Here is a 13759-nt window from a genome sequence, read left to right on the forward strand (position 1 = left end):
AGCTAATTGCAAAACCTCCATCACCCCCTTCACACATACGAGGCGGCTGGTGATGGACAGAAAATCGCGGTATCCCTTCAAGTGGTTCCTGTTGACGCCTCTGAGCGTCCTTATCTCGATGACGCTAGCTTCAGGGACGTTGCGCGCCAGCCCAATAGACGACGAGCGACAGCCAGAACCGTCCGATCCTTCGGCCTACTACGACGAACCGGCCGATGAACCGGCAGCGTTGAGTGCCATTTTGACCATGCCGGAGGCCAACGAAGATTCCTTCGATTTGCCAGACGGGGTCAAAGGCACACGCGACGCCACGCGGGTCGAAAACGTTCTGCCACCCAGTGCGCAGACCAGTTTCAACTACCCCACCAATGGCAAACCGAGCCCGTTGTTTGGCGCTCAACCGTTCACCCAGCAATTGCTGCTGTTCGAGGAATTCGGGCCGGAAAAACTCGACCCCACCACGCCAGCCGCGCCCCTGCCGTTTCCTCCGGCAGCCATTGGCCCGTTGCCGGCGCAAGACCCTACCAGCGCGGCCCGCAGTGCGCCGCCAGGCCTGGCGCTCGATACCTTCTTGCGCCAACCGGGGCTGACGCCATTTCCCAGCCAGTTTTCCAACGTGGTGGACCGCAACCCTTGGCAGGCGCAGATCGAGTATTTCCTCAATCGCCACATCGGTTCTTCGGCTGAAGGTCGTCCGCCAGGAAAAGGCTGGTCGCATCAACGCTGGAACGAGTTCTACCCGCAGAACGCTTACAAAACCGTGCAGACCGGTGCGCGGGTCAACGGCGGCTTGCGTGATGCCCGGCAAATGCACGGCTATGCCCTCGGAGAGTTCGGCCCCGGTGGTCTCTATCACAACGTCGCGGGCATACCGGCAACGGATGGCACTTCCAAGGGTACCGATGTGCGCCTGCATCCGAAGATGCCGGTGCAGAACCACAACTCGGTATGGACGTTCGACGGCACCTTGCCGCCAAAACTATTGATGGTGCGTTACGGCCAGCCAATGCTGATGCGTCATTACAACGGCTTGCCCATCGACCCGTCGGCGAATATGGGTTTTGGTCTGCACACCATTACCACCCACGAACACAACGGCCATGGACCCGCGGAAAGTGACGGCTATGCCAATGCGTTTTTCTTTCCCGGGCAGTACTACGACTATCGTTGGCCGATCCAGTTGGCGGGGTACGACAGCATCAACACCGACGCCCATGATCCGCGCGCAGCATTTCCGTGCGCACCGGGTGAAACTCTGTGGACCAATGACGTCAACCCGAGCAAGAAGACCTGCGAAAACGGCACGATCAAGATCCGTGGCGACTGGCGCGAAACCATGAGCACGCACTGGTTCCATGACCACATGCTCGATTTCACCGCGCAGAACGTCTACAAGGGCAACGCGGCGATGATGAACTATTACAGCGCGCTGGACCGTGGCAACGAAGCGGTGAACGACGGCGTCAACCTGCGTTTCCCCAGCGGCAACGCCTTGCCGTGGGGTAACCGCGACTATGACGTCAACCTGGTGTTCGCCGACAAGGCCTGGGATCAAAACGGTCAGCTGTGGTTCAACCCGTTCAACACCGACGGCTTCCTGGGTGATCAAGTGGTGGTCAACTGGGGATGGAAACCCACCCTGGACGTGCGTGCCCGCAGCTATCGGTTCCGCATGCTCAACGGCTCGGTGTCGCGTTATTACAAGTGGGCGCTCGTGCGGGAAATCAAGGGCACCAGTGGCGAGTTCCAGGGGCCTAAAGGATCGGGTCTGTCCTATGCCCGCGTGCCGTTCCACATGATTGCCAACGACGGCAACATCATGGAGCACAGCGTGCCATTCGACGGCACCATGGATCTGGACGCCGACGGCGATAAACAGAACCACAACGCAATCCTGCCGACTCAGGGGATCGCCGAGCGCTTCGACATCATCGTCAACTTCGCGAAAAACGGCATCAAGCCGGGGGACAAGATCTTCTTCGTCAACCTGCTGGCCCACGACGACGGCAAAGGTCCGAAAGAACCCATCGCCCTGGGCGACGTGCTGTCCGAGAAGTACCTGGCGGTGATCAAGCAAACCAGCAAAGGCCCACAGTGGGACAAGGGCGACCCGGCAGTGGGCAAGGTGTTGCAACTCAACGTCAAGGCTTACACCGGTCAGGACCTGGCCATGGACCCGGCGCTGTACGAACCGGCCAAACCTGGCAAGGCTGAAGGCCTGGTGATGATCCCGCTGAAAATCCACCGCGATAACGTTGCCGACAAGGCACTGCTGGCCAATGCCCGTCACCGCAGCTTCATCTTCGGTCGTTCCGACGGCACCGATGAAGCGCCGTGGACGGTCAAGACCGATGGCGGCTTCGGCTTCCACATGGACCCTCGTCGCCTGAACGCGTCGACCCAGTTGGCCAGCGGTCCCACCGATGCCGGGGCTGCCGGTTTCGGCACCCTGGAAGTGTGGAACATCAAGCTCGGCGGCAAAGGCTGGAGCCACCCGGTGCATGTGCACTTCGAGGAAGGGATCATCCTCAGCCGTGGCGGCAAGGCACCACCGGAATGGGAAAAATGGGCACGCAAGGACGTGTACCGCATTGGTTCTGAAGCCGATGGCCTGGACAGCGTGGAAATGGCGATCAACTTCCGTGAATTCGCCGGGACGTACATGGAGCACTGTCACAACACCCAGCACGAAGACAACTCCATGCTGCTGCGTTGGGACATTGAGAAGCCCGGTCAATTCCAGTTGATGCCGACGCCGCTGCCAAGTTGGGATGGTGTGCGCTACGTGAACTCTGCCGCACTGCCAACCTTCCGTACTGGCGACGGCATGGGCCCACAAGTGACTGTTAAAAAATGAACAGGGAGGGTGTCGACATGAAGTGGCAAACACCACGCTCGCGAGACTTGGGCATGCACCTGGTGCTGGTATTGGCAACCTGCTTGCTGGCCAGCCAGTTGCTGGTCGCCAGCCCGTCACCGTCGACGCCTGTACCTGCACCCGCCACTACAACCACAGCCGTTGCTGAATCCGCCACCCCGTGGGGTGGCGACTATTTCCCCAACACCTTGCTGACCGACCAGGACGGTCGGCAGGTGCGTTTTTTCGATGACCTGATCAAGGGCAAAGTGGTGGTGATCAATTTCATCTTCACGTCATGCAGCGACTCTTGCCCGCTGGAAACCGCGCGCCTGCGTCAGGTACAGAAGCTGCTCGGTGACCGGGTCGGCAAGGACATCTTTTTCTACTCCATCAGCATCGATCCCTTGAGCGATACACCCGCGGTGCTCAAGGCCTACGCGCAGCGCTTCCAGGTCGGGCCGGGCTGGAAATTCCTCACCGGGGAATTCGCCGATGTCACCGAACTGCGGCAGAAACTCGGCTTGTTCATCGAGGGCGTGGATAACGGCCGCAGCAAGGATCACAACCTGAGCCTGATCGTCGGCAACCAGGAGACGGGGCGCTGGATGAAAGCGTCGCCCTTCGAAAATCCGTGGATTCTTGCCGATCAACTGGCCAATACCTTGCAGAACTGGAAACAACCCAGCAGTGAAGAAAGCTACGCCAATGCGCCGCAAATCCGCCCGCCGAGCAATGGCGAAGAACTGTTTCGCACCCGCTGCGCGTCGTGTCACAGCCTAGGCCCGCAGGATGGGCAGGGCATTGGCATGCGCAGCATCGGCCCCGATCTGGTCGGCGTGACCCGTCAGCGTGATCCCGCGTGGCTCAACCGCTGGATCCGCGAGCCAGACCGTATGCTCAAGGAAAAAGATCCGATCGCCATGGAGCTGTACGAGCGGTTCGACAAAATCTCGATGCCGAATCTGCGCATGGATGAACTCTCCGCGCAGTCGATCATCGATTTTCTGCAGGAAGAAACCGACCGCCAACACCCATTGGTAGCGCCGTTGGCTGCGGGCAATGAAGAGCCGGAACATCATCACGCCGTCGCGGTGCCGAACACGACTCAGGTGCAATAGTGGCGAAATACTTTCCTTGGACCGTCGGTCGCGATCAATGCCACCTACACTGATCCGAAACACGGCTGAAAAGGCTAGATCACCAGCATCCAGGACAGCCCCATGCAGATACTGGAACAACAAAAAATGCCTGCGCCAGAGACACCGGCAGCAGAAAGCAAGGATTGGCGACCGCCGTTCAATCTTGTGCGCTGGTTTTCCCTGGCGAGCTTTTTCATTATTGCCGCCGTGGCCTTGGGGCTGGGCTACATATCCACGCGCTTCGTGGTTGAAGAGAGCATCGAGCGCGACTCGATGCTGACCGCGCAATTCATTCAGGCCATTGGCGACGCCGAAGTTCGCCATGCCGCGATTACCCCGAAAAGAACCATGGGCGAAATGCTCGACCCGCGTCAGGACAATGCCTATCCCGATGTCGATCCAGCGGCCCGTGCGGCTTCGCGCATCGAGTTTCTCGATCATGTCGAGCACCTGCCGGACATTCTCCTGGCCACGGTCTACGCCCTGGACCGCACCGTGGTCTGGTCGACCAACCCCGAGTTGATCGGCGTGCGCATCGACGATGACGATGAACTCGACGAGTCCTTCGAAATGAAAGAACCGGTGTCCACCAGCTACCACGAAATCGATGAAGAGCGCCCCGAACAGCGCTTGCTGCGTGAACCTCAGTACCTGTTCATCGAGAACTACATCCCGATGTTCAACGCCGACCGAAGCAAAGTGATCGCCATGGTCGAGATCTACAAGGAACCGATTGATCTGGTGGAGCGTATCCAGCGTGGGTTTAAAGCTATCTGGCTGGCGACGCTGCTCGGTGGCGCGGCCATTTACCTGGGGCTGTTCTGGATTGTGCGGCGCGCAGCCATGTTGCTGCAGAGCCAGCAGAAACAACTGATTGCCAACGAGACGTTCGTGGCCCTTGGTGAAATGTCCTCGGCGGTCGCCCACAGCCTGCGCAACCCGCTGGCGAACATCCGTTCCAGCGCTGAACTGGCCCAGGAAATCGCCAGCCAGACCGCACAGAAGAACATCGGCGACATCATCAGTCAGGTTGATCGCATGTCGCGTTGGGTCCGCGAATTGCTGGTGTCATTGCGGCCGGTGAATGACGACGATGAAAACGTCGACCTGGTCCTGGCCATCGACGACACACTCAGTGCCTTCGAGCCGTTGATCAAGCGCTCGAACGTCGAAGTGCGCTTCACCCCCAAAAGTGTTCCACCGGTCGTCAGTCAACAGGTGCTACTCACGCAAATTCTCAATAGCTTGTTTGCCAACGCCCTGGAAGCCATGCCCAAGGGCGGGGTGTTGAGTATCGATCTTGAAACACTCGCGTCCGGGCAGGTGTGCATGATTCTCACTGATACCGGCAAGGGCATGACCAAACAGCAGCAGCAAATGGTCTTCAAGCCGTTTTTCACCACCAAACAAGGAGGGTTAGGTGTAGGCCTGGCCCTGGTCAAAAGAATAATGGAGCGATTCGAAGGCTCGGTAGAACTGACCAGCCAAGAGCAGGAAGGAACCCGCGTAAGCCTCAACTTTAAAGTGGCAACGGGAGGGGAATATGGAACACAGCATACTGCTGGTCGAGGATGATGAACTCCTCGCCGAGAATATTCAGACTTACCTGGAGCGCAAGGACTTCGAGGTGACGGTCTGCCACTCGGCTGAAGACGCACTGGAGCAATTGGGTACTTTTGTGCCTGATGTCGTGCTGACCGATAACTCGTTGCCGGGCATGAGTGGTCATGACCTGATCCAGAAGCTGCGTGTCAGCGCACCGGATCTGAAAGTGATCATGATGACCGGCTACGGCAACGTTGAAGACGCGGTGGTGGCGATGAAAGAAGGTGCCTTCCACTACGTGACCAAACCGGTTGCGTTACCGGAGCTCAAACTGTTGCTGGACAAGGCCCTGGCCACCGATCGGATGGAGCGCACGCTGTCGTTCTATCAAGAGCGCGAAGCGCAGAAATCCGGGGTGCAGGCACTGATTGGTGATTCGGCACCGATGGTTTACCTCAAGGGCACCATCGCCCAGCTGCTCGATGCCGAGCGCCGCATGGCCAACGCCGACCTGCCACCGGTGCTGGTGGAAGGCGAGACCGGTACCGGTAAGGAACTGGTTGCTCGGGCGCTGCATTTTGATGGTCCGCGCGCCAAAGGCCCGTTCATTGAATTCAACTGCGCCTCGATTCCTTCCAATCTGGTGGAGTCCGAGCTGTTCGGTCACGAGAAGGGCGCCTTCACCGACGCCAAGGACCGTCGCCTCGGTCTGGTAGAAGCGGCGGATGGCGGGACACTGTTTCTCGATGAAATCGGTGAAATGGACCTGCTGCTGCAAGCCAAACTGCTGAAGCTGCTGGAGGACCGGACGATTCGTCGGGTCGGTTCGGTCAAGGAGCGCAAAGTCGACCTGCGGGTGATCAGCGCCACCAACTGCAACCTCGAACAAATGGTCCAGCAGGGCAAGTTCCGCCGCGACCTGTTTTTCCGCCTGCGCATCATCTCGATCAAGGTGCCGCGCCTGTATGCCCGTGGCGAAGACATTCTGCTGCTGGCGCGACACTTTCTCGGGACCCACGGCAAGCGCTACGGCAAGCCGAACCTGCATTTCAGCGATCAGGCCGAAGAACTGCTGCTCAACTACAGCTGGCCGGGCAACGTGCGCGAGTTACGCAACATGCTGGAGCAAACCGTGTTGCTGGCGCAGAGCGATACCATTGCGGCCCATCAGCTGAATGTCTGCCTGAGCCTGGTGGATGAACCACCGATGTTCCAGCATGAGATGCCCGCCAGCGATTCGCGCCCGCTCTATAACGGCAACGAGTCGATGAACCTGCCGGAGGTCGAGCGCGACATGGTGCGCAAAATGCTCGACAAGACCGACTGGAACGTCACCAAGTCCGCACGGCTGCTGGGCCTGAGCCGCGACATGCTGCGTTACCGGATCGAAAAACTCGGCCTGGCGCGCCCGGACAAGCGCCAGTGGTAAGGCGATCGCCTGTAGGAGCAAGCTTTGCTCCTACAGATCTACAACGCCGGCTCCGGCGTTCTGAGGCAGGCCAGCATGCACGTCGGGTCGAGGACTTCCTGGTTCACGTAGACCCCGTGCTCGGCATCGTAGGAACGGATGAAAACGCGAACGGTCGCGTCTGCGACCGTTGGCAACTGTGAATCGGAGAACACATGCTGGCTTGAAACCGGGATGAAGTCGCCGGGTGATGTTGGAATGTAGGCCCCCGGCGGCACCGTACTCATCGTCATGGGCGCGGGATGGGCGAAGGGTTGGTCCGCCCCGTAATAGTTGAATTCACTGCTCGATTGCTCGGTTTGCATCAGGCTGTCATCCGCTTGCGCACAAGTGGCGGCGGTCAGGCAGAGGGCAAGCAACAGCGTCTGTTCAGTCTTGTTCATGGCAGCACCTGTGAAATCGGTTTTCGGTTTTTCCCCAGGCCATTAACTATAGCGTTCCGGTGGGTGAGCGTTGGTGAGGCCGGGATTACAAGATCACAACAAACGCTGAATGGGGTTCTACCTCGCGGTGATCTAGACTCGGCCGGCCAACAAAAAAGCCGATTCTGGAGTGAGCAATGGAAATGCCAACACACGAAACAGCCATCGCCAGTAACCGCGATGCCTGGAATGACTCCGCCCGACACCACAAAGACAGCCCCGACTGGCAGGCGTTACTTTGGGCTGTCACTCAAGCGGATTTCTCCTGTCTGGATGAAACCCTGGCCGGGCTGCTGACTCAAGTCGGTGTCGACGCAAAAGAGGTGGTGCAACTGGGTTGCAACAACGGTCGCGAGAGCCTGTCGCTGTATGCGTTGGGCGCCAGGCATGTGGTCGGCATCGACCAGTCCGGAGCCTTTCTGGATCAGGCGCGGGAACTGGCGTCCCGCTCGCCGCATTCGCCCGAATTCATCGAGGCGGACATTCACCGCATGCCACCGCAATTGCAGGGCCGCTTCGACGTGGCACTGATCACCATCGGCGTGCTGAACTGGATGCCGGACATTAGCGAGTTCTTCCGGCACGTGGCACAAACCCTGAAACCGGGTGGCGCCTTGGTGGTGTACGAAACCCATCCGTTTCTGGAAATGTTCGACCCCGAAGCCGCTGATCCCTATCGCCTCGACAGCTCCTATTTTCGCTGCGAGCCCTTCGTGCAAAACGAGCCGATCGTGTACGAAGGCAAGGTCGAGCAGCAGGCTGCTGCGTCCTTCTGGTTCGTTCACACCCTGGGCGCGATCTTCAGCGGCGCCATCGCCGCTGGCCTTAACATCAGCCACTTCAAGGAGTACCCGCATTCCAACCGCGAGGAACTCTATAACCGTTATCAGCAGCAAGCGGCGCAGTTGCCGTTGTGTTTTACGTTGGTTGCCGTGAAACGCTGACTGAAGTGGTGATGCGACTGGCACCATCGCGAGCAAGCTCGCTCCTACAGTTGATCAGCGTCAAACCCAAATCCTGCTCTGAACGAAGATCCAATGTGAGAGCGAGCCTGCTCGCGATGGCGGCACCACAGACATCAATATCTTTCAGCCAGATAAATCATGTTTCTTCAGCCACCCCATACGCAACCCGCGGCACTCCCGGCAATCGCTGTTCCAGCAGTGCACTCAACGACTCGCCCTGATCCAGATAAGCATCGCCAAAGTCAGCGCCGAGCTGGTTGGGGTGGGCGACGATTTCCAGTAAGCCGTCGTCAGGCGGGGTGGCGTTGCGCAGGTCCACGGGGGTGCAGACGTAGTCGGCGGTGGAGCCCGCCAAGCTGCTCAAGCGATGGTTGAGCAATTGCTTGAACACGCGTTTGGGCAGGCTCGGTTGTGGCCCCAGATTTCGCGCCAGTCGCACCGGAACACCTTGGCGCGCAGCGAAGCGTGCGACGATCTCGCCGATGGGCCAGATGTTGTGCACGTTTTGGTGGGAGTCCAGATGACTGGGCCGTACACCGTGGTCCAGGCAGCGCTGCCATTGGGCTTCGAGCTCTTCCAGAACGGCGCGGCGATCCTGATGACCGAGCCAGAGGCGGGCGCGGGACAAGTTGAGGTCGAACACGCCGGCACTGTCGCAGAAGGTCCGGCGCGCAAGAATCCGCCGGCTCAGCGGGCGGCCATGGGTGAGGTTGAAGTGCAGGCCGACGCGTCCTTCCAGCAACGGATGCCGGGCCAGGGAACACGCGGCTTCGAACGCAGGCATGTTGGCCATGGCGGTGGTGGAACTGATGACCCCGGCCTGGAAAGCCCCCAGAATCACCGCGTTGTCACAGGCACTGAGGCCGAAATCGTCAGCGTTGACGATGACTTGGCGAGGCATGTTCGTCCTCCAGAAGTTTTCGGTAGGTGCCGCTCGGAAGTCGCCGCAAAGATCAGAAATGAAACCGTCAGAAGGGTATAGACCAGCCCTGAAGATCCATACCGGCAAAATGACATGCTGCTTGCCTGAATCACGTCCGGACTTTTCCTCCAGTTGCCATCAAACGCTTACTGCTGCTGGATTTACCGGGGTCTGAAAGGGGCGCGAAGATTTTCAGGAAAGCGATAAGCGGGCGTCATTCGGGGTCTGTCCCCACCGTGCCCGGTACACCCCCGGCGCACAACCAAACCACCTCAAACACGCGCGGTTGAAACTCTGCACATCGCTGTAACCCAACTGGTCGGAAACCTCCACCAGCTCCAGGTCCGCCGCCTGCAACAGGTCTTCGGCGCGACAGCGACGGTACTCGTCGAGCAACTCTGAAAAACTCCAGCCCAGCGCCTTCAACCGTCGTGCAGCTGTGCGTTCAAGCAAGTGATGGCCGGCGCAAAACTGCTGCCAGTTGGCACCGGCCAAGTCGGCGATCAGGTGGTCGCTGACTTGCTCCAGCAAGGTCGGTTCGCTGTTGCGCCGGGTCTGTTCCAGCAACGCCACCAGGGTCTGTTCCAGTTCATGATTGCCGGGGGTCAACGCAATGACGAACAGCTGTGAGTCAAGGTGAATCGAATGCTGCGCCACGCCCCAGCGCACCGCTGCGCGGAATGCCTGCTCATGGTTTTCAGGGGAGGCTGGACAGGCAAAGGCCAGGTCGACGCCAAGGATGGGGTCCTTCTCCAGGCCACTGGCGAGGAATTTTCGACGCAGCATGCTGCACAGGCTGATGAGGATGTAATCGGCAATCGGCGCGCTGGCCCTCACGCCGCCGCAGTCGAGCAGACGCAGTTCAACCCCTTTCTCGTGGCGCACGATTCGCGCTTCGAAGTGGCCGCTGAAGAACGGAAAGAACCGTTCGAAAAAATCGCAGGCGGTTTCCAGTGAAGCAGCCACGTCGAACAGGTACGTCAGGCCATTGGTCGCGGTGGAGACAAATCGCCGTCCGGCCGTCAACCCGATCATTGGGTCTTGCGTTTCCTCCAGCGCGAATGCCCAAAAACTTCGCGACAGGAATAACGGCACCCGCATGAATGGCGTGCGCAACTCGAACAGGCTGCGGCGCAAAAGGCCTTCGATTTTCTCCCGGGCAACACCGCGCGCGAGCAGTTCTTCAATGGCCGGCAGCAGGGTCGGCGCGTAGAACGCATTCGCCGAGGGTTGATCACGGGGTGGCTGATCGCTTTTTGTCATGTAGGGCTCACAGCTTGTGTCAGAACACTGGTTAGGCTGCCCGACGTTAAGCGATTTGCCGGAGCAAGACCATGCTTGATTTACGCCAGCTCGACCTGAACCTGTTGCTTGCCTTCGATGCGATTTACCAGCAGCGCAGTGTCACCCGCGCCGCCGAGGTGATGTGCCTGTCGCAACCGGCCATGAGCAATGCGCTGCGTCGCCTGCGCGAATTGTGTGGCGATCCACTGTTCATCAAAAGCCGTTTGGGCGTGACGCCGACGCTGGTCGCGCATCGGCTGGCCGACTACGTGCGCGCCGCGCTGGAGTCGTTGCGTGACGGTTTGCGCATGATTCCCGCCGCGCGGCAGAACAACCCGTTGCTGCGCATCAGTTGCCTGGACTGCCTGCAACCGGTGTTGCTCGATGCGTTGCTCGAATCGCCCCATGCCGACTGGCAGGTACGCTACTTCCAGCCGCGCCGGCGCGATGCCCTGCAGGAACTGGCGAGTGGCAAGCTCGATATCCTGATCGACCTCGACCAACCATTGGCCGGGCTGACTGGCCTGCACAAACAGATGCTGCCGGCGGACCATTACGTGTTTGCCTATGGCGCTGCACTCAAAGAGCCACCGCGCACGCTGGAGGCCTATCTGGCACAACCGCAAATTCAGATTTCCAGCCGCCGCGACGGGCTCAGTCCGGTGGATCTGCACCTTGGTTTGAAAGGCTTGCGCCGAAACCTCGCGGTGAACACGCAAAGCACGCTGGCCGCCAAGTTGATCGCCGACCGGCAGCCCTTCGGCATGAGCCTGCCGAGTCGGGTTGCCGAGGTGCTGGGCTTGCAGCATGTGCCCCTGCCGCTGGAAGAACCGGTGGAGCTGAAACTGGCGCTGTACATCGAGGCGCGCTATCGCTTCGAACGAAGCCGCGAGGAGGCGATGCATTGCCTGTTGCGTGCGCTGGGTGAGCCACGTGCGCTGCAGGCGCTGGCACGGCGCGCGTAGATTTTTGCCACGAACCGGTTTTTCCTGGCATCACTGATCCCCTGTAGGAGCTGCCGAAGGCTGCGATCTTTTGATCTTTTTTAAGGGCAAGATCAAAAGATCGCAGCCTGCGGCAGCTCCTACAGGGACTCAAGCAGGCGTTGGTCGACTTGCAGAATCGCCTCAACCATCGCCAGCGCCGCCGGTGTCAGGGAATACCCGACGCGGCTGACAATGCCGTAATGCAACTGCAAACCCGGGTCGTCGCGGGGCACGTCGACGAACTCCAGCAGCTGTATCAAGCCCTGATCGACTTGTTCGACGAGGGCTTCCATGGTGGCGATACCCACCGCGTCGGAGTGCCTGACCACGCGGCAAATGGCGTCGAATTGCGCGCACTCGACGCTGGGGTTGAAGTCCGGTTCGCCCTGCACATCGGCGAGGATTTTGCGGATCATCGGCGGAATGCGTGTACCGACTACCGCGTAGTCGAGCAGGGCGCGCAGCGGCAGGTTTTCGCGGTTGGCCAAGGGATGATCGACGCGACAGAAAAACCGCCCCCGCCGTGGTCGCAGCAGTTGCACCTGGTACTGCGGATCACCAGTGAAGTAACGCGAATCGGCGACCAGAAACTCGATCTGCTGTTCGCGCAGCCACAACGCCAGTTGTTCCCAGTCACCCTGGTGGAAGCGGGTGCGGATCGCCGGATGCGCCTGGATGAACTGCGCCAGCGCTTCGGGCACCAACAGCTGCGCCGGATACGGGCCGCTGCCGAAATGCAATTCGCCGCCGGTCAGGCCGTTGTATTGGGTCAACTCGTTGTGCAATGCCTGGCTGCCCGCAAGCAGACGCCGGGCGTGTTGCAACACCAATTCACCCTGGCCGGTCAGGCGGAATTCGCGACTGCTGCGTTCCACTAGCGCGCAATCGAGATCTCGTTCCAGGGTCTGAATGCTACGGCTGAAGGCCGGTTGGCTCAGATTGATCGCTTCGGCGGCGCGGCCAAAACTGCGGTAATCGGCCAGTGCGACGAGGTGGCGAAGCTGTCGTAGATCCATCATGCGTCTCCTGCATTCGGCGGATACTTTTAATGCATTTGATCGATATCACAGTGACTGGCATAAGTACACGCCTGTCTTCCCGCCGTAGCTCGCCATGACCAGTCAAACCTTCGCCTCCAGCGCTTTCACCCGCACCATTCTCAGCCACGCCCAACGTTCCGGCCTGTGCCAGGAGCAACTATTGCAGCGGGCTGGAATCTGTTTGTCGTTACTGGACGGGCAGGGGTTGCGCGTTCCTGGGCATTTGGTCGACCAGCTGTGGCGTGAGTGCGAGCGCCTGGGCGCAGGTGCCACATTTGGCTGCGAAATGGTCAATGGCATGGCGACGACCAGTCTGCAAGGCTTGAACATTTTGCTCGACTCCGCCAGCACGCTGCGCGCCAGTCTCGGGTGTTTCGTCCAGTTCCTGCCACGGGTGACCGACGCGGTGCTGGCAGAGCTGGAGGAGGTCGACGGGCAGGCCCGCTTGCACCTGCGCAGTGTCGACCAGCAGCCGCATTTTTTCGCGCTGGACGCGGCGACGCTGACGCTGGTGCGCAACATTGCCCGGCGTCTCGGACGGGCGCCCGGCGCGGTGTTTACCGGTGTCGAATTGACACTGCAACAAGCCGCCGGTGAGTGGTTGCGCAGCGTTGGCATCGAGGTTCAAGAAGGGCCACATCCGTGTTTGACACTTCCACTTGCGAGCCTTGATGAACCCTTGCTTGGCGCTAACCCGTTCCTGCACCAGAGCATGTTGCGTCACTGGCAGACCGAGGTGGCACAACATGCGCGCAGCGACGGTCTGGAGTTGGCGCGACACTGGCTGACGGCGGGCGACCAGCCGATCGAACGAATCGCCGAGCGCCTCGGGTATCGTCAACCGAGCAATTTTATCCGGGCGTTTCGCAAGCAGTTTGGTATTACGCCCAAGCAGTTTCGGTTGGGGGTGTAGCGGCACCGGTGGAGGTGGCTGCGGGTTGACGGGAAGATCAGAATCAAAAGATCGCAGCCTTCGACAGCGCCTATAGGAGTACGCAATCCCATGTAGGAGTTGCCGAAGGCTGCGATCTTTTGATCTTGCCATTGATGTTGCTTACGTTTGAAAAACGGCCGTTATCGCAAAAATGGATGTTCACACAATCCCACCCCGAGGATTCGCAAACACCA

Annotated in this window: 11 protein-coding genes; 7 read left to right on the forward strand and 4 right to left on the reverse strand. The window is 59.7% G+C overall.

The window, feature by feature from the left end; all coding sequences use genetic code 11:
• The first annotated feature begins 52 nt into the window (after positions 1 to 52).
• The 4 genes from KUF73_RS02020 to KUF73_RS02035 all read left to right on the forward strand — a co-directional run bounded on the left by KUF73_RS02020 (position 53) and on the right by KUF73_RS02035 (position 6973).
• The gene (locus KUF73_RS02020) at positions 53 to 2857 is read left to right on the forward strand and encodes a multicopper oxidase domain-containing protein (protein ID WP_218436361.1); all 2805 of its coding nucleotides are present in this window, start codon (positions 53 to 55) and stop codon (positions 2855 to 2857) included.
• 17 nt (positions 2858 to 2874) lie between these two features.
• Positions 2875 to 3978, forward strand: coding sequence for an SCO family protein (locus KUF73_RS02025; protein ID WP_256345303.1), 1104 nt, complete (start codon positions 2875 to 2877; stop codon positions 3976 to 3978).
• A 102-nt stretch (positions 3979 to 4080) separates the two neighbouring features.
• Positions 4081 to 5574 carry a sensor histidine kinase gene (locus KUF73_RS02030; RefSeq protein ID WP_218436363.1) on the forward strand — a complete coding sequence of 498 codons (1494 nt, stop codon included), beginning with the start codon at positions 4081 to 4083 and terminating at the stop codon, positions 5572 to 5574.
• Positions 5543 to 6973 carry a sigma-54 dependent transcriptional regulator gene (locus KUF73_RS02035; protein ID WP_218436364.1) on the forward strand — a complete coding sequence of 477 codons (1431 nt, stop codon included), beginning with the start codon at positions 5543 to 5545 and terminating at the stop codon, positions 6971 to 6973. Before KUF73_RS02030 ends, KUF73_RS02035 begins: the two co-directional genes overlap by 32 nt.
• A gap of 38 nt (positions 6974 to 7011) precedes the next feature.
• Here the strand turns inward: KUF73_RS02035 and KUF73_RS02040 are convergent, their stop codons facing one another.
• Positions 7012 to 7395 carry a hypothetical protein gene (locus KUF73_RS02040; RefSeq protein ID WP_218436365.1) on the reverse strand — a complete coding sequence of 128 codons (384 nt, stop codon included), beginning with the start codon at positions 7393 to 7395 and terminating at the stop codon, positions 7012 to 7014.
• A gap of 176 nt (positions 7396 to 7571) precedes the next feature.
• On the opposite strand from KUF73_RS02040, the gene KUF73_RS02045 reads away from it, so the two are divergent.
• Positions 7572 to 8378, forward strand: coding sequence for a bifunctional 2-polyprenyl-6-hydroxyphenol methylase/3-demethylubiquinol 3-O-methyltransferase UbiG (locus tag KUF73_RS02045; protein WP_218436366.1), 807 nt, complete (start codon positions 7572 to 7574; stop codon positions 8376 to 8378).
• A gap of 157 nt (positions 8379 to 8535) precedes the next feature.
• Here the strand turns inward: KUF73_RS02045 and KUF73_RS02050 are convergent, their stop codons facing one another.
• The gene (locus KUF73_RS02050; protein ID WP_218436367.1) at positions 8536 to 9300 is read right to left on the reverse strand and encodes a ChbG/HpnK family deacetylase; all 765 of its coding nucleotides are present in this window, start codon (positions 9298 to 9300) and stop codon (positions 8536 to 8538) included.
• Between the two features lie 213 nt (positions 9301 to 9513).
• Positions 9514 to 10584, reverse strand: coding sequence for an AraC family transcriptional regulator ligand-binding domain-containing protein (locus KUF73_RS02055; RefSeq protein ID WP_218436368.1), 1071 nt, complete (start codon positions 10582 to 10584; stop codon positions 9514 to 9516).
• 71 nt (positions 10585 to 10655) lie between these two features.
• Here KUF73_RS02055 and KUF73_RS02060 point away from each other — a divergent pair, with 71 nt between their 5' ends.
• Complete coding sequence (locus tag KUF73_RS02060; protein ID WP_218436369.1) at positions 10656 to 11570, forward strand: LysR family transcriptional regulator; 915 nt, start codon at positions 10656 to 10658, stop codon at positions 11568 to 11570.
• A 119-nt stretch (positions 11571 to 11689) separates the two neighbouring features.
• Here KUF73_RS02060 and KUF73_RS02065 read toward each other — a convergent pair whose 3' ends face one another.
• Positions 11690 to 12607: a LysR family transcriptional regulator gene (locus KUF73_RS02065; protein WP_218436370.1), complete on the reverse strand. Its 918-nt coding sequence runs from the start codon at positions 12605 to 12607 to the stop codon at positions 11690 to 11692.
• Between the two features lie 97 nt (positions 12608 to 12704).
• Here KUF73_RS02065 and KUF73_RS02070 point away from each other — a divergent pair, with 97 nt between their 5' ends.
• Entirely contained in the window at positions 12705 to 13544 is an 840-nt protein-coding gene (locus KUF73_RS02070; protein WP_218436371.1) for an AraC family transcriptional regulator, read from the forward strand.
• The last annotated feature ends 215 nt before the right edge of the window (positions 13545 to 13759 follow it).

It is taken from the genome of Pseudomonas sp. PD9R, from assembly GCF_019200975.1.
GTDB lineage: Bacteria > Pseudomonadota > Gammaproteobacteria > Pseudomonadales > Pseudomonadaceae > Aquipseudomonas.